The 16,773-nt window shown below is 73.5% G+C and carries 14 protein-coding genes; 4 read left to right on the forward strand and 10 right to left on the reverse strand.

From position 1 onward, the window contains the following. Positions 1-67: 67 nt before the first annotated feature. Positions 68-1,345: an MFS transporter gene (locus F8279_RS06020; protein WP_151499357.1), complete on the reverse strand. Its 1,278-nt coding sequence runs from the start codon at positions 1,343-1,345 to the stop codon at positions 68-70. A 108-nt stretch (positions 1,346-1,453) separates the two neighbouring features. Between F8279_RS06020 and F8279_RS06025 the strand changes: the two genes are divergently transcribed. The 4 genes from F8279_RS06025 to F8279_RS06040 all read left to right on the forward strand — a co-directional run bounded on the left by F8279_RS06025 (position 1,454) and on the right by F8279_RS06040 (position 5,921). Continuing rightward, complete coding sequence (locus tag F8279_RS06025; protein WP_151499358.1) at positions 1,454-2,872, forward strand: PLP-dependent aminotransferase family protein; 1,419 nt, start codon at positions 1,454-1,456, stop codon at positions 2,870-2,872. Between the two features lie 86 nt (positions 2,873-2,958). After that, positions 2,959-3,468 (forward strand): SigE family RNA polymerase sigma factor, encoded by a 510-nt coding sequence (locus tag F8279_RS06030; protein ID WP_091414885.1) that lies wholly within the window; start codon positions 2,959-2,961, stop codon positions 3,466-3,468. Further along, positions 3,465-4,310 (forward strand): hypothetical protein, encoded by an 846-nt coding sequence (locus F8279_RS06035; RefSeq protein ID WP_091414882.1) that lies wholly within the window; start codon positions 3,465-3,467, stop codon positions 4,308-4,310. Before F8279_RS06030 ends, F8279_RS06035 begins: the two co-directional genes overlap by 4 nt. A gap of 36 nt (positions 4,311-4,346) precedes the next feature. Beyond that, positions 4,347-5,921: a DUF4139 domain-containing protein gene (locus F8279_RS06040; RefSeq protein WP_091414880.1), complete on the forward strand. Its 1,575-nt coding sequence runs from the start codon at positions 4,347-4,349 to the stop codon at positions 5,919-5,921. Positions 5,922-5,970: 49 nt separating this feature from the next. Here the strand turns inward: F8279_RS06040 and F8279_RS06045 are convergent, their stop codons facing one another. From F8279_RS06045 to kdpF, 9 genes are all read right to left on the reverse strand, one after another. Further along, a complete protein-coding gene (locus tag F8279_RS06045; protein ID WP_091414878.1) occupies positions 5,971-6,240 on the reverse strand; it encodes a GlsB/YeaQ/YmgE family stress response membrane protein in 270 nt (89 codons plus the stop codon). Positions 6,241-6,351: 111 nt separating this feature from the next. Beyond that, positions 6,352-7,311, reverse strand: a complete 960-nt coding sequence (locus F8279_RS06050) for an ion transporter (protein ID WP_091414876.1) — start codon at positions 7,309-7,311, stop codon at positions 6,352-6,354. Positions 7,312-7,410: 99 nt separating this feature from the next. Next, positions 7,411-8,517 (reverse strand): magnesium and cobalt transport protein CorA, encoded by a 1,107-nt coding sequence (locus F8279_RS06055; protein ID WP_091414874.1) that lies wholly within the window; start codon positions 8,515-8,517, stop codon positions 7,411-7,413. Between the two features lie 58 nt (positions 8,518-8,575). Next, positions 8,576-9,256, reverse strand: coding sequence for a response regulator (locus F8279_RS06060; RefSeq protein ID WP_091414872.1), 681 nt, complete (start codon positions 9,254-9,256; stop codon positions 8,576-8,578). Beyond that, on the reverse strand, positions 9,253-11,799 hold the full coding sequence (locus F8279_RS06065) for a DUF4118 domain-containing protein (RefSeq protein ID WP_091414870.1): 2,547 nt from the start codon (positions 11,797-11,799) through the stop codon (positions 9,253-9,255). The genes F8279_RS06060 and F8279_RS06065 overlap by 4 nt, the downstream gene beginning before the upstream one ends. 70 nt (positions 11,800-11,869) lie before the next feature. Then, positions 11,870-12,751, reverse strand: a complete 882-nt coding sequence (locus F8279_RS06070; protein ID WP_151499359.1) for a potassium-transporting ATPase subunit C — start codon at positions 12,749-12,751, stop codon at positions 11,870-11,872. Then, a complete protein-coding gene (kdpB, locus tag F8279_RS06075; protein ID WP_091414866.1) occupies positions 12,751-14,925 on the reverse strand; it encodes a potassium-transporting ATPase subunit KdpB in 2,175 nt (724 codons plus the stop codon). The genes F8279_RS06070 and kdpB overlap by 1 nt, the downstream gene beginning before the upstream one ends. A gap of 20 nt (positions 14,926-14,945) precedes the next feature. Continuing rightward, entirely contained in the window at positions 14,946-16,601 is a 1,656-nt protein-coding gene (kdpA, locus tag F8279_RS06080; protein ID WP_091414864.1) for a potassium-transporting ATPase subunit KdpA, read from the reverse strand. After that, positions 16,601-16,690: a K(+)-transporting ATPase subunit F gene (kdpF, locus tag F8279_RS06085; RefSeq protein WP_036343797.1), complete on the reverse strand. Its 90-nt coding sequence runs from the start codon at positions 16,688-16,690 to the stop codon at positions 16,601-16,603. Before kdpF ends, kdpA begins: the two co-directional genes overlap by 1 nt. Positions 16,691-16,773: the final 83 nt, after the last annotated feature.

The following is a 16,773-nucleotide window of genomic DNA, read 5'->3' on the forward strand; positions in this document are numbered from 1 at the left end:
CGTACCTCGCTACCCGACACCGTGCCAGAAACCGACCCCTACCGCCTCCCGTGGGGCGTACGTCGGCTCAGCGGTCTTCCCGGGAAGTGGTGGACGACACCTCGGTGCCGTTCCGCCGCACCGGAGCGGGAATCCGCACCCCGGCGGCGGCCCGGCGGCGCTCGGCGAGGCGTACCGCCGGACGCATGGCCAGGCCCGCGACCACGAACAGCCCGCCGAGCACCAGCCAGCCCGGCGTGCCCCAGCCGAGCAGCAGCGAGGTCAGCAGCACCGGGCCGAGCATCCGGGCGAGCTGCGGCGCCATGCCGAAGAAGCCCTGGTACTGCCCCTGCCGGTCGGGGCGGGCCAGGGTGAAGCCGACCTCCCAGCCGCTGGCCGCCTGCACCATCTCGCCGAACACCTGCACCAGGGCCGCGGCGAGCAGCACCGCCGAGGCCACCCACGCGCCGCCGACCATCCCGGACACCGCGTACGCGCCGCAGGCGACCAGCAGCACCCAGCCGGCGTGCCCGCTGGCCCGGGCCGCCGTGCCCGGATCGGTCACCCGGCGGGCCACCCGGACCTGCCACAGCACCACGCACAGCATGTTGACGGTGAGCACGATCGCGCCCATCGGCGCCGGGGCGTCGGTCCGTTCCGCGATCCACAGTGGCAGCGCCAGGCTGAGCAGCGGCATGTTCAGGCACATCACCGCGTTCAGCAGCGTGATCAGCGCGTACGGGCGGTCGCGCAGCACGGCCAGCCGTCCCGGCTCGGGTCCGGCCGGCACCGGCGCCACCGCCTCGGGCAGCCGGCGTATCAGCAGGGCGGCGGCCAGGAAGCTCGCCGCGTCCAGCGCGAAGGCCGACAGGTACGCCGGGCGGCTGTCCGCCCAGAGCACGAGCGCGCCCAGCCCGGCCCCGGCGGCCAGGCCGGCGTTCGAGACCGACTGCAACCGCGCGCGTACCGCGGTGCGCCACGCGGGCTCGATCAGCCCGACCAGCAGCGCCTGCCGGCTGGCGGTGAGCCCGGCCTGACAGGCGGCGTAGCAACAGGCGAGCAGCACGAACAGCGGGAAGGAGCGGATCACGAGGAAGCCGCCGAGCGCGGCGGCCGTGGCGACCGCGAAGACGCCCGTCATCCGCCGTGCGCCGTAGCGGTCGGCCAACTGGCCGGCGGGCACCCCGGCGAGGATGCCCGTCGACCAGCCCACGGTGAGGGCGATCCCGACCTGCGCCGGGGACAGCCCGACCACCCGGATGAAGAACAGCGCCGAGCAGGCGTAGAACGCGCCGTCGCCCACCGAGTTCGCGAGCTGGGCCAGGGCCAGCACCCGGACCCGGCGGCCGGTGTCGACATCGGTCATTGCTCGTCCCCCGTTCGCCGTGCTCCCTCCTCCATCCAAGCCCCGCGGATTGGCTCGCAGAAGCGCCGATTCCCGGCGATCCGATTGGGCCAATGTAGGGTCGGCGCCGTGGACATACACGTCAGCCTGGCCGGCCCCGGCGACCGCGCCACCCGGATCCACAGGCAGTTGCTGGAGGCGATCCTGGACGGCCGGCTGCGGCCCGGCGAACGGCTGCCACCCACCCGCGAACTGGCCCGGCGGCTCGACGTCTCCCGCAACACGGTCGCCGTCGCCTACGAGCGGCTGACCGCCGAGGGCCTGCTGACCGCCCGGGTCGGCGCGGGGACGTTCGTCGCCGACGAGCCGGTCGCCCGCGCCCGGCCCCGTCCGGCGCCGGCCGGCGGGGTACGCCCCCGCGCGTTCTGGACGTCCGCCGAGGCCGCGCCCACCGCCGAGCCCCACCCGGGTCACGACTTCCGGGCCGGCACCCCGGACACCGGGCTGTTCCCGCTGGCCACCTGGCGCCGGCTGGTCGCCGGTGAGCTGCGCACGGCGACGATCCGGGGCGGGTACGCCGACCCGGCCGGGCACCCGGGCCTGCGTGCCGCCGTCGCCCGGTACGTGGGGCTCGCACGCGCGGTACGGGCCGGGCCGGAGGACGTCGTCGTCACCCAGGGCGCGCAGCAGGCGCTGGACCTGATCGCCCGGGTCGTGCTCGAACCGGGCGACCGGGTGGCCGTCGAGGATCCCGGCTATCCCCCGGCCCGGCGGCTGTTCGCCGGTCACGGCGCGCGGGTCGTGCCGGTGCCGGTCGACGACCAGGGGATCGACGTAAGCGCGCTGCCCGGCGACGCGCGGCTGGTCTACGTCACCCCGTCCCACCAGTTCCCGCTGGGCGTCCGGATGTCCCCGGCCCGCCGGGCGGCGCTGCTCGACTGGGCCGCGGCCCGGGACGCGGTGGTCGTCGAGGACGACTACGACACCGAGTTCCGTTTCTCCGCGCGTCCGCTGGACCCGTTGCAGACGCTGGACCGGGCCGGGAAGGTGGTCTACGTCGGCACGTTCTCCAAGACCCTGCTGCCCATGCTGCGCCTCGGGTTCCTGGTCGCCCCGGCCTCGCTGCGCCCCGCGCTGCTGGCCGCGCGGCAGCTCACCGACTGGCACGGCGACCACACCACGCAGGCCGCGCTGGCCCGGTTCATCGACTCCGGCGAGCTGCCCCGGCACATCCGCAAGGCGACCCGGGTCTACGCCGAACGGCGCGAGCTGGTCGAGGCCGCGTTGCGCTCCGACCTCGCCGGCTGGCTCGACCCGGTGCCGTCCACAGCGGGCCTGCACCTGTGCGCGCGGCTGCGCCCGGAGGCCGGCGTCGACCTGCCGGCGGTCGTCGCGCGGGCGGCCGAAGTCGGCGTCACGGTACGGGAGATCGCCGGCTACCACGCGGGCCCGCCCGGCCCGGCCGGTCTGGTGCTCGGCTACGGCGCCGTCGCCACCGCCGACGTACCCGAGGGGCTCCGGTTGCTCGCCCGCAGCTTCCGCGGCTGACCCGCCGGCGCAAATTCACTCCGCCCGCCGAGCAACCCCGGGAGCCACACCTGGCGTGACTATCCCGTATCCGATCGGAGGTCCGAATGAGTGATCGCGACACGGCGTTCGCGGAGTACTTCTCCGCGAGGCACCACGCCATGCGCGCCACCGCGTATCTGCTCTGCGGTGACTGGCACCGCGCGGAGGATCTGGTCCAGACCGGGTTCACCAAGCTGTACCTGGTCTGGAACCGGGTCGCCCGGCACGACGCGCTCGACTCCTACCTGCGCCAGATCATCGTCCGGTCCTTCCTCGACGAACGGCGGCGGGGCTGGTGGCGGCGGGAACGGGTGGGCACGCCCGACGCCGACCCGCCGGCGCCGGCGAGTCCGCCCGAGGACCGGCTCGTGGTGCTCCAGGCGCTCGCCGCCGTACCGCCCCGGCAGCGGGCCGTCCTGGTCCTGCGCTACTGGGAGGACCTGCCGGTCGACGAGGTGGCGGCGCTGCTGGACTGCTCGCCGGGAACGGTGAAGAGCCAGTCCGCCCGCGGTCTGGACACGCTGCGCGGCCTCCTGTCACCCATGCACTCACCGAGCGAAAAGGGGCAACGATGAACGGAGACCAGCTGCGCGAGGCGCTTCGCGACGAGATGCTCAGCGTGACCGCGCCACCGCAACTGAGCACCGACGGCATGCTGCGCTCCGCCCGGCGGGCACGCAACAAGCGCCGAGCCGTCCGGGCCTGCGCCGGATCGGCGACTGCGGTACTCGCGGTCGCGGGCGTCGCGGGTGTCGTGGCGCTCTCCACCCCGGACGGCGGCGACCGACGCCCGCCGGCCGCGCTGCCGCAGGCCGCCCCGCCGCCGTCGTCGGACGGCAGCGCCGAACCGATGCCCACCGGGCCCGACGGCCTGCCGCAGGAGGACCGCACCGCGCGGGCGGGTTCCCGGTATGACCAGGCCGCCCTGCTGCTCGACCGGCTCGTCACAGTGGTGCCCGCCGGCTACACCGCCGAGAGGACCGTCTCCAGCGAGACCGGGAAGGAGACGCTGGGCACCCATCAGGCGGGCTTCACCGGACGAGCCGGCGGCGTCGAGCTGTGGAGCTACCTGGCCTCGGTCGACGTGACGAAGGGGACGTGGAGGGGACGCCTGCTCACCGAGGTGCACACACCGGGGAACCTGCTGCCGACCGAACCGTGCGCCCTGGCGCGTGAGTTCTGGGGCATGGGGGGCGAGTGCCGGCCGACGACAGTCGGCGAGGCGACAGTGGGTGTGGTGGTCCGGCCCGGCTCGGACGACCGGTTCGACCAGTGGGCCGCCTACCGGCATCCCGACGGCGTGGTGGTCTTCGTCGCGCAGGGCGCCTACGACAGGCAGGCGCCCGCGTCCCCGCTGCCGTTCACCGCGCGCCAACTGGCGGCACTCGCCGTGGACGAACGGCTGCACCTTCGGTAGCCCCGCCGCGGGCACGCCTGAACTACCCTCGCCGCCGTGGACACTGTGGAGATCGATGCGCCGGTCGTCGGCGTGACCGTCTACCCGGACCGCGCCCGGGTCACCCGCCGCGGCGGCGTCCGGCTGGCCGCCGGCGACCACCGGGTACGCGTCGCCCCGCTCTCGCCGGGCCTGCGCCGGGACTCGATCCGGGTGGGTGGCCGGGGCGCGGTGACGGTGCTCGGGGTGGACGTGAGCGCGTGGCGGCAGGCCCGCAGCACCGACGCCCAGGTCGTCGAGCTGGAACGGCGGCGCCTGGAACTGGCCGACGAGCTGGCCGAGGTCGGCGACACCGACGCGGTCGAGGAACAGCGCGGCGAGTTCCTCACCCGGCTGGCTGAGCGGGCCGGTGGCACGTACGCCCGGGCGCTGGCCGCCGGCGACGCGGCCCCGGCCGACGTGGCGGCCTTCACCGACTCGGTGTCCGGTCAGCTCGCCGAGTCCCGGGCCCGGCGGCGCGGGCTGGCCCGGCGGCGCACCGAGCTGGCCGAGGAGCTGGCCGCTGTCGACCGGGAGCTGGACGCGGCGCGTGGCAAGCGGGAGCCGGACCGGCTGGCCGCCGACGTGTCCGTCTCGGTGGACGCCGACGACACCGAGGTGGAGCTGGAGCTGACGTACCTGGTGGACGGCGCCCGCTGGACGCCCTCCTACGACCTGCGGCTGGTCGAGGACACCATGACCGTCACCTGGTTCGGGCTGGTCAGCCAGGGCACCGGGGAGGACTGGCCGGAGTGCGAACTCCAGCTCTCCACCGCCCGCCCGGCGGCGGCGAGCGGCGTACCCGAATTGTCGCCCTGGTATCTCGACCGGCTCCGGCCGGAGCCGCCGATGGCCGCGTCGTTCGGCGGCATGGTGCCGCCGCCGGCGCCCGGCGCGGCGCCGGCGGGCCGCCCCCGCGCGGCGCGGTCGGCGGCGCCGGCAATGCGGGAGAGCGTCGCCGAGGTCGAGCAGGGTGTGACGGCGGCGACCTACCGGCCGGCCCGGCCGGTGGCGGTGCCGGCCGACGGCAGCGCGCACCGGGTGTCGATCGCGGTGCTGGAGCTGCCGGCCCGGCTGGACCATGTGAGCGCGCCGGTGCGCGCCGCCGAGGCGCACCTGCGGGCCACGGTACGCAACACGTCGGACCACACGCTGCTGCCCGGCCCGGCGTCGGTCTTCCACGGCGCTGATTTCGTGGCGGCGACGCGGCTGACGACGTGGGCGCCGGGCGAGGAGACGGAGCTGGCGCTCGGGATCGACGACCGGGTGCGGGTGGAGCGGAAGCTGTCCCGGCGCACCGAGAGCAAGGCCACGCTCGGGTCGACCCGGCGGCGGGAGGTGGAGTACCGGATCACGGTCGCGAACCACACGCCCCGCCCGGCCACCGTCGAGGTGCGGGACCAGCTACCGGTGTCCCGGGACGAGGCGGTGGCGGTACGCGAGACCGCGCTGACGCCACCGCCCGCCGAGCGTACGGAGCTGGGCGAGCTGACCTGGCGGCTGTCGCTGGCGCCGGGTGAGAGCGGCGAGATCGCGCTGGGCTTCCGGGTGGAGCTGGCCAAGGGGGTCGAGCTGACCGGCTGGCGGGAATAGCACGACGGGGCCGCTTCCGCGACGTGCGGAAGCGGCCCCGGCGCATGCGTCAGACGCGGCGACGACCGTACAGGCCGGCGAAGACGGCGACGCCGATGGCGGCGAAGGCCACCTGGAGCGCCAGCTCGATCCAGTCGATGCCGGCGGTGTCGTCGACGCCGAACGCGCCGGCCACCAGGGTGCCGACGAACGCGGCGACCACACCGATGAGCAGGGTCAGCCAGATCGGGATGTTCTGCTTGCCCGGCACCACCAGGCGCCCGAGCGCACCGATGACGAGGCCGATGATGAGCGCGGTGAAGAAGCCCGTGATCTCCACGAGAGGCGTCCCTTCCCTCGGATGTGTTGACGCCTCGCTGGTTGCCCCGATCAACCACCCGGCCAAACCCGGGAGCGGCTTTCGTCACGGAACTGTCATGACCGTCCCTGATCAGTGCTCCGAGGGCTGACGGCGGCGGGGTGCACCCGGTGCCTCCTCCCGGTCGATGCGCAGTTCCCGCTCCAGCTCGGCGATCACCATCCGCAGGTCGTCCAGGCGCTGGCTGATCGCGATCCGGTCCACCTCGTCCGGTATCCCGTCCCCGTCGGAGTCGTAGTCCGAGGCCAGCCCCTCGGTCATCTCCAGCCGGCGCGCCTCCTCCATCGAGTTGACGATGACGGCGATGAGGATGTTCAGCAGGAGGTTGACCGCGATCATCACGAAGCTGACGTAGTAGAGCAGCGTCCACGGCGACACCTCCAGACCCTGTTCCAGCAGGTCCGGCAGCGTCTCCAGGGACAGCAGCACGAACAGCGTGACGAGCGAGCGGCCGATGTCGCCGTACTGCTCGGGGTAGCGGTCGCCGAAGATCAGCCAGCCCGCCATTCCGTACACGTAGAGCGTGACGGCGGCGAGCGCGAGGAAACCCGCGACGCCGGGCAGGCTGCGCCACAGCGCCGCGACGATGGTCCGCAGGCCGGGCGAGAAGCGGACCAGGCGCAGCACCCGGGCGACCCGGATGAATCGCAGCACCGCGGAGTCGCCGTGCAGGCCCGGGATGAATATGGCCGCGGTGACCAGCAGGTCGAAGACGTTCCAGCCGTGCCGGAAGAAGTCCTGCGGGCGGCGGCCGTACGCGAGCACCCGGATGGTGATCTCCACGACGAAGACCGCCCGGAACATCCATTCCGTCCACCGCAGTACCGGCCCGGCGGCGCCGAGGTCCCGGTACGTCTCGATGCCCAGCACGACCCCGTTGGCCATGATGAGCACCACGATGGCCACCTCGAACGGCCGGGACGCGACGAGCCGTGCACAGTGGCCGGCCAGCCCGCGTTTTCCGGTGGCGGTCCGGCGCCCGCCGCGCGGTGCCGGAACCGTGTCCCCGATCAGCGTTCCCCTCCGGCACACGAGAACCGGCCGACGTGCGGACGACAGGGGGTAGCCACCCGGACACTCTAGTGGATCACCGACGGTGAACTGTTCCGGCCGAGGCGCGCCCGGCCGGGCTCACAGCCAGCCGCGGCGCTTGAACAGCAGGTAGAGCGCGGCGCAGACGGCCAGCATCAGGGCCACCGCGAACAGGTAGCCGAACCGCCAGTCCAGCTCCGGCATGTGGGTGAAGTTCATCCCGTAGACGGTGCCGATCAGGGTGGGCGCGAACAGGATCGCCGCCCACGCGGAGACCCGTTTGATCTCCTCGTTCTGCTCGAAGCTCGCCGCGGTCAGGCTGCGCATCTCCTCGTTCTGCGCCTGCGAGACCAGTGTGGCGTTGACGGTGAGGATGTTCTGGAGCAGGTGCCGGAACCCGTCCACCCGCTCCACCACCTGGGTCAGGTGGTCGGCCACGTCGCGCAGCCGGCGGCGCAGTTCCTCGTCCGTGCCGTACCTGTCGAAGCCGTGAGCGAGCGCGTCGACCACCTTCAGCAGCGGCCGGGCGGCTCGCTGGAACTGGATCACCTCGCGGCTCAGCTCGTAGATGCGGCGGCTGGCGTTCGGGTCGCCGCCGAACACACCGGTCTCGATCTCGTCGATGTCGTTCTCCAGCCCGGCGACCACCGGCGCGTAACCGTCCACCACCCGGTCGAGCACGGCGTAGAGCACGGCTTCCGGGCCGAGTGCGAGCACCTCGGGTTCCGCCTCCAGCCGCCGCCGTACCCCGGCCAGGTCGGGCGTGCCGCCGTGCCGGACGGTGATCACGAAACCGGGGCCGAGGAACAGGTGCAGCTCGGCGAACTCGACCGCGTCCCGCTCGTCCAGGTAGCGGGCGGCGCGCAGCACCACGAACAGGGTGTCGCCGTACCGTTCCAGCTTGGGGCGCTGGTGGGCGTTGATCGCGTCCTCGACGGCCAGGTCGGGAAGCTGGAACTCGGCGGCGAGCGAGGCGATCTGCTCACGGCCCGGCCGGCGCAGCCCGATCCAGGCCATCGCGTCGTCGAGCTGTTGCAGGCAGCGGTACGTGTCGGCGAGGCTGACCGGCGAAGCCAGGCGTACGCCGCCGACGTAGACGCCGCTGTCGACCAGCCCGTCGGGGCGCTCCGGCTCGGCCGCGCCGGCGTCGATGGCGTGCTCGTCCAGGCGCCGGCCGAACCCCTCCGAGGACCGGTTGTCCGCCATGCCCCTCCCCCGCTGCTCGGCCGGCTCGCCGAGTCCCCCGCCGAGGCTCGCGCAAACGTCAGGGGCGGTAGCGGTAGCCCATCCCCGGCTCGGTGATCAGGTGGCGGGGCCGGGCCGGGTCGTCCTCCAGCTTGCGCCGCAACTGGGCCATGTACTGCCGCAGGTAGTTCGTCTCGTGGTGGTACTCCGGTCCCCACACGTCGTGCAGCAACTGGCGCTGGCTGACCAGCTTGCCCGGGTTGCGCAGCAGCTTCTCCAGCATGGCCCACTGGGTGGGGGTGAGCTTGACCTCGACGCCGTCGTCCCGGGTGACGGTCCGGTCGGCCAGGTCGACGGTGTTGCGGCCGATCCGCAGCGCGGGCACGGCGGGCGAGGCCGGGGCGAGCCGCCGGGTCACCGCCCGGATGCGGGCGAGCAGTTCGTCGACCCCGAACGGCTTGGTCACGTAGTCGTCGGCGCCCGCGTCGAGCGCGGCCACCTTGTCCTCGCTGCCGGCCCGGCCGGAGAGCACGATGATCGGCACGGCGGTCCAGCCGCGCAGGCCCCGGATGACCTCGGTGCCGTCCAGGTCGGGCAGGCCGAGGTCGAGCACCACCAGGTCCGGCGGGTGACCGGCGGCGGCCTTGAGCGCGGCGGCGCCGCTGTCGGCCACCTCGACGTCGTAGCCCCGGGCCCGCAGGTTGATCCGCAGCGCGCGCAGGATCTGCGGCTCGTCGTCGACGACCAGGATCCGGGTCATTCCCGCGGCCCCTCCGGCTGGGTGGCGGCCGGCAGCCGCAGCACCATGGTGAGACCGCCACCGGGCGTGGTCTCCGGGGTGATGCTGCCACCCATCGCCTCGGCGAGCCCGCGGGACAGCGCGAGTCCCAGGCCCACCCCGGTCTGGTTGTCCCGGTCGCCGAGGCGCTGGAACGGCAGGAAGACGTGCTCCCACTGGTCTTCCGGGATGCCCGGCCCGGTGTCGATCACCCGCAGCTCGACCTGCCCGGCGTGCGCGCTGCCGGTGATCGTCGGCGGCCGGCCTCGTGGGCTGTGCCGCAGCGCGTTCGCCACGATGTTGACCAGCACCCGCTCCAGCAGGCCCGGGTCGGCCAGCGCCGCCGGCAGGTCGGCCGGGATGTCGGTGGTCACCTCGGCCGCCGCCGGGCCCAGCTCGTCGAGCGCCAGGGGTACGGCGTCCTCCAAGCCGATCGCGGTGGCGCTCACGCCCAGCGCGCCGGCCTGCAACCGGCTCATGTCCAGCAGGTTCGCAACCAGCCGGCCCAGCCGGTCCAGCGACTCGTCGGCGGTGGCCAGCAGTTCCTCCCGGTCGTCCGCGTCGAACTCGACGTCGTGACTGCGCAGGCTGCTCACCGCCGCCTTGGCCGAGGCCAGCGGCGTACGCAGGTCGTGGCTGACCGCCGCGAGCAGCGCGGTCCGCATCCGGTCGGCGGCGGCGAGCGGGCGGGCGGTGGCGGCCTCCTCGGCCAGCCGTTCCTGGCGCAGCGCCACGGCGGCCTGCGCGGCGAACGCCTCGACCACCCGCCGGTCGGCCGCCTCCAGCCGCCGGCCGGCGAGCACCACGCTGAGCCGGTCGTCGACCGGCACCACCGTCTCGCCCGCGCTCGGGCTGCCCGGCGGCCGCTCGCCGACGCTCGCCACCACCCGCCAGGCGTCCGCCTCCCGGGCGCGGGCCGGGCGTCCCCCGGCCTCGTCGGTCAGCTCCAGCACGCTCACCGCGCGCAGCCCGAACGTCTCCCGCAGCCGGTCCAGCAGCGCGGGCAGCGGCCGCTCGCCGCGCAGCACACTGCCCGCGACCGTGGCCAGGGTCTGCGCGTCGGCGGATGCCCGCGCCGCCTCCCGGGTACGCCGGGCCGCCACGTCGACCACCCAGCTCACCGCGATGGCGACGCCCACGAACACGCCCAGGGCGAGCAGGTTGTCCGCCTCGGCGATGGTCAGCGTCCGGTACGGCGGAGTGAAGAACCAGTTGAGCAGCAGCGAGCCGCCGAGCGCCGCGACCAGCGCGGGCCAGAGTCCGCCGACCAGCGCCACGCCCACCACACCGGCGAGGAACAGCAGGATGTCGTTGGTGAGGGTGAGGTCGGGCAGCGTCCGCAGCACGAGCGTGAGCAGCGGCATGCCGAGCACCGCGAGCGCGTACCCGATCAGCCGCCGGCGCCGGGACAGCGCGGCGGGCACCGCCGTGCCCCGGCGTCCGCGCCCGGCCTGCGGGTGGGTGACCAGGTGCACGTCGATCGGACCGGACAGCGCGGTGGTGGTCACCCCGACGCCCCGGGCGAACACCTGCGCGAACCGGCCCCGGCGGCTCGCGCCGAGCACGAGCTGGGTGGCGTTGACGCCCCGGGCGAAGTCGAGCAGCGACGCCGGGATGTCGGTGCCGAGCACCTGGTGGTATGTGCCGCCGAGGCTCTCCACCAGCACCCGCTGCCGGGCGAGTTGGGCCGGGTCGGCGCCGGCCAGCCCGTCGCTGCGGGCCACGTGCACGGCGAGCAGGTCGGCGCCCTTGCTGCGGGCGGCGATCCGGGCGGCGCGGCGGATCAGGGTCTCGCCCTCCGGGCCGCCGGTGAGCGCGACGACCACCCGTTCCCGCGCCTCCCAGGTGTCGGAGATGCCCTGCTGGGCCCGGTACGCGTCGAGCTGTTCGTCGACTTTGCCGGCCAGCCAGAGCAGTGCCAGTTCGCGCAGCGCGGTGAGGTTGCCGACCCGGAAGTAGTTGCCGAGCGCGGCGTCGATCTTGTCGGGTCGGTAGATGTTGCCGTGCGCCATCCGGCGGCGCAGCGCCTCCGGCGTCATGTCCACCAGCTCGACCTGCCCGGCGGCGCGGACCACCTGGTCCGGCACGGTCTCCCGCTGGGTGGTGCCGGTGATCTGCGCGACCACGTCGGTGAGCGACTCCAGGTGCTGCACGTTGACGGTGGAGAGCACGCTGATCCCGGCGTCGAGCAGCTCCTGCACGTCCTGCCAGCGCTTGTCGTGGCGGGAGCCGGGCACGTTGGTGTGGGCCAGCTCGTCCACCACGGCCACCTCGGGCCGCCGGGCCAGCACCGCGTCCAGGTCCATCTCGGTGAACTCGACGCCCCGGTAGGTCATCGACCGGCGCGGCACCACCTCCAGGTCGCCGATCATCTCGGCGGTGTGCCGGCGGCCGTGCGTCTCGACCAGGCCGATCACCACGTCGGTGCCGCGCTCGGCCCGGCGCTGGGCCTCCTCGAGCATGGCGTACGTCTTGCCGACGCCCGGGGCGGCCCCGAGATAGATCCGCAGTTCACCCCTGCCCACAGCGTCCATCCTCCCTGACCGGCCCGCGGCGGCCCCGGCTGTTCCCGGTGCCGCCGCGGTCGCTGTCGCGTCAGCGCGCCGGGAACGCCTCGTCGAGCGCGAGGTTGAGTTCCAGCACGTTCACGCCGGGCTCGCCCATGAGGCCCAGCGCCCGCCCGGTGGTGTGCTCCGCGACCAGCCGCCGCACCGCCGCCGGGTCCGCGCCGCGCTCCCGCGCCACCCGGGCCACCTGGATCCGGGCGTACGCCGGGGAGATGTGCGGGTCGAGGCCGCTGCCACTGGCGGTGACCGCGTCGGCCGGTACGGCGGGGCGCGCCGGGGCGTCCCCGCGTACCGGGGTGACGATGCCGCCCTCGGCCACGTAGTCGTGACCGGGCCGGGCCGCCTCCACCGGTACGCCCTGCCAGGTGGTGACGAACGGCGTCGCGGGCGCGGCCTGGTTGACGCTCACCACGCGGGTGATCCGGCCGGTGAGACCGTCGACGCGGAACACGGCCAGCACCGCGCCCACCCCGTCCGGCGTGCAGTACGGGCGCCGCCCGTCCACGCCGTCCAGTTCGCCGACCGCCTTGCTGCGCGCGCAGACCTGGGTGAGCAGGCTCTGCGCCGAGGTCTCCTCGTCGCCGGTGAGCGTGTCCACCACGCTCTCCGGGCCGAGGTTGCCCGCCGCGGTGGCGGTCGGGTCGTAGCCGTCCCCGGCGGCCGACGGGCGGGACTGGAAGTAGCGCGGGATCGGGTTGCCGTCCGCGTCGGTGAACGACTGGCCGATCAGCGAGCTGCCGACGGTCCGGTCGCCGACGGTGAGCAGTGAGCCGTCCGCCCTGCCGTCGAGGCCGGGCAACCGGCCCACGGCGACCAGGGCGAGCGGGTAGACCAGGCCGAGCAGCACGGTGAAGACGAGCACCGCGCGCAGGGCGGCCAGGTGCTGGGAGAGCCAACTGGGAAGGCGCATCACGAGATCCCCGGGACGAACTGGACGAGCAGGTCGATGAGCTTGATGCCGGCGAACGGCACCACGATGCCGCCGAGGCCGTAGAGCCACAGGTTGCGGCGCAGCAGCATCGAGGCGCTGGCCGGGCGGTAGCGCACGCCGCGCAGGGCCAGCGGGATCAGCGCCACGATGACTATCGCGTTGAAGACGACGGCGGAGAGGATCGCCGACTCGGGACCGGCCAGGCGCATGACGTTCAGCCGGTCCAGCGAGGGGTAGATGCCGGCGAACATGGCCGGGATGATCGCGAAGTACTTCGCGATGTCGTTGGCGATGCTGAACGTCGTCAGCGCGCCCCGGGTGATCAGCAACTGCTTGCCGATCTCCACGATCTCGATCAGCTTGGTCGGGTCCGAGTCGAGGTCGACCATGTTGCCGGCCTCCTTCGCGGCCGACGTGCCGGTGTTCATGGCGACGCCGACGTCCGCCTGGGCAAGCGCGGGCGCGTCGTTGGTGCCGTCGCCGGTCATGGCGACGAGCCGGCCGCCCTCCTGCTCCTTGCGGATCAGCGCGAGCTTGTCCTCCGGCGTGGCCTCGGCGAGGAAGTCGTCCACGCCCGCCTCGTCGGCGATCGCCTTCGCGGTACGCGGATTGTCACCGGTGATCATCACGGTCCGGATGCCCATCCGGCGCATCTCGTCGAAGCGCTCCCGCATCCCGGCCTTCACCACGTCCTTGAGGTGGATGACGCCGAGCGCCCGGGCCGGCTCCCCGGCCACGTGCTCGGCCACCACGAGCGGCGTGCCGCCGGTGCCGCTGATCGCGTCGACCAGTTCACCGACCTGCTCGGTCGGGCGGCCGCCGTTGTCGCGTACCCACTTCGTCACTGCGGCGGCGGCACCCTTGCGGACGCGCCGGACGTCGCCGCCGGCGTCCAGGTCGACGCCGCTCATCCGGGCCTGCGCGGTGAACGGCACGAACGTGGCGTGCGGGATGAGGCCGGGCTCGCGCTCGCGCAGCCCGTACTCGTTCTTGGCGAGCACCACCACCGACCGGCCCTCTGGTGTCTCGTCGGCGAGGCTGGACAGTTGCGCCGCGTCGGCGAGCGTGGCGGCGTCCACGCCGGTCACCGGCAGGAACTCGGCGGCCTGCCGGTTGCCGAGCGTGATCGTGCCGGTCTTGTCCAGCAGCAGCGTGTTGACGTCGCCCGCCGCCTCGACCGCCCGGCCGCTCATCGCCAGCACGTTGCGCTGCACGAGCCGGTCCATGCCGGCGATGCCGATCGCGGACAGCAGCGCACCGATGGTGGTCGGGATGAGGCAGACCAGCAGCGACACCAGGACGACGCCGGTGACGCCGGAGTCGGTGATCGCCGCGGTGTCGGACGCGGCGGCCTGGTAGCCCTTCGCGAAGATCGCCATGGGCTGGAGCGTGACGACGGCGAGCAGGAAGATGATCGTCAGCGCGGCCAGCAGGATGTTCAGCGCGATCTCGTTCGGCGTCTTCTGCCGGTTGGCGCCCTCGACCAACGCGATCATCCGGTCGATGAAGCTCTCGCCGGGCTTCTGCGTGATCCGGACGACGATCCGGTCGGAGAGGACCCGGGTCCCGCCGGTGACCGCGCTGCGATCGCCGCCGGACTCCCGGATCACCGGGGCGGACTCGCCGGTGATCGCCGACTCGTCGACGCTGGCGATGCCCTCGACCACGTCGCCGTCGCCCGGGATGACCTGCCCCGCCTCGACCAGGACGACGTCGCCCTGCCGCAGTTGCGGCGCGGGCACCGCCTCGTCCCGGTACCCGTTCGCGGCGGCACCGGGCGTCCAGCCGACCAGGCGGGTGGCGACGCTGTCCTGCTTGGCCCGGCGCAGCGTGTCGGCCTGCGCCTTGCCGCGCCCCTCGGCGACCGCCTCGGCCAGGTTCGCGAAGATCACGGTGAGCCAGAGCCAGACGGTGATCGCGATCGCGAAGACCGACGGGTCGGCCACCGCGAGCACTGTGGTGAACAGCGCGCCGATCTCCACGATCAGCATCACCGGGTTGCGCCACAGCGTGCGCGGGTCGAGCTTGCGCAGCGCGTCCGGCAGCGAGGCGAGCAACTGCTTCGGGTCGAGCAGTCCGCCGCCGACCCGGTCGTCGCGGCGGCCCGGCGTGCCGGGGACCGGCGCGTCGGCGGTCTGGAGAGGTGCGGTCATGTCCTTGTCTCTCATGGTGGTCACAGCCCTTCGGCCAGCGGGCCGAGCGCGAGTGCGGGAAGGAAGGTGAGCGCGACGAGGACCACTGTGACGCCGACGACCATGCCGACGAACAGCGGCCGGTGGGTCGGCAGGGTGCCCTCGGAGGCGGGTGTGGGTTGCTGGCGGGCCAGCGAGCCGGCCAGCGCGAGCACGAAGATGACCGGCAGGAACCGGCCGAGCAGCATGCAGAGCCCGAGCGCGGTGTTCCACCACGGCGTGTTCACGGTGAGGCCGGCGAACGCGGAGCCGTTGTTGTTGCTGGCCGAGGTGAACGCGTAGAGCACTTCGGACAGTCCGTGCGGCCCGGCGTTGAGCGCTGTCGAGGCGTTGCCGGTGGCGAACGCGGCGGCGGTGCCGGTGAGCACCAGCGCCGGGGTGACCAGGAAGTACATCGAGGCGAGCTTGATCTCGCGCGAGCCGATCTTCTTGCCCAGGTACTCCGGGGTGCGCCCGACCATCAGGCCGGCCACGAACACCGTGATCACCGCGAGGATCAGCAGCCCGTACAGGCCGGCGCCGACGCCGCCGGGTGCGACCTCGCCGAGCATCATGTTGCCGAGCGTCATCATCCCGCCCAGCGCGGTGTACGAGTCGTGGAACGAGTTCACCGCGCCGGTCGAGGTGAGCGTGGTGGCCGCCGCGAACGTGGCGGAGTTCGACACGTCGAAGCGCACCTCCTTGCCTTCCAGCGCCGCGCCGACCGCCTGCGGCACCGTGCCGTCGCCGGTCAGCTCGAAGACGTTGGTGAGGGCGATGCCGGCGAGCGCCAGGATCGCCATGACGGCGACGATCGCGTAGCCCTGCCGCTTCTGCCCCACCATCCGGCCGAAGACCCGGGGCAGACTGAACGGGATCACCAGGATCAGGAAGATCTCCAGCCAGTTCGTCCACGCGGTCGGGTTCTCGAACGGGTGGGCGCTGTTGGCGTTGTAGAAGCCGCCGCCGTTGGTGCCCAGCTCCTTGATGACCTCCTGGCTCGCCACCGGCCCGCCGGTGACGGTCTGGGCGCCGCCGGTCAGCGTGGTCACGTCGGTGCCGCCGGACAGGTTCTGCACCACCCCGCCGAGCATCAGCGCGAGCGCGCCGAGCACCGCGATCGGCAGCAGGATCCGCAGGGTGACCCGGGTCAGGTCGACCCAGAAGTTGCCCAACTCGCCGGTACGGCTGCGGGCGAAGCCCCGGACGAGCGCCACCGCCACGGCGATGCCGACGGCGGCCGAGACGAAGTTCTGCACCGCCAGGCCGGCCATCTGCACCAGATGGCCCATCGTCGACTCACCCGAGTACCACTGCCAGTTCGTGTTGGTCACGAACGACACGGCGGTGTTCCAGGCGCCGTGCGGCACCACCGGGTCGAATCCCAGCGAGAGCCACAGGTGGTTCTGCAGGCGCTGGAACGCGTACAGGAACAGCAGGGAGACGGCCGAGAAGGCCAGCACCGAGCGGGCGTACACGCCCCAGGTCTGCTCGGCGGCCGGGTCGACCCCGACCAGGCGGTAGATCCCCCGCTCGACCCGGGACGACCGGGTGCCGGCGACCACGCGGTACATGTGGTCGCCGAACGGCCGGTGCACGGCGACCAGCGCCGCCACCAGCGACAGGACGAAGAGCACGCCGGCTGTGGTCATGCTCATCAGAAGCGCTCCGGGAACAGCAGGGCGACGACCAGGAACACGCCCAGACCGATCGCCAGCACCAAGCCGACGGCGTTGACGGCGCTCACAGCTTCTCCACACCCCTCACCACGAGGGCGAGCGCCGCGAACAGCCCCACCGTCAGCAACACGAACAGCACGTCAGACACGGC

Origin of the sequence: Micromonospora sp. AMSO1212t (assembly GCF_008868145.1) — a bacterium.
GTDB lineage: Bacteria > Actinomycetota > Actinomycetes > Mycobacteriales > Micromonosporaceae > Micromonospora > Micromonospora tulbaghiae.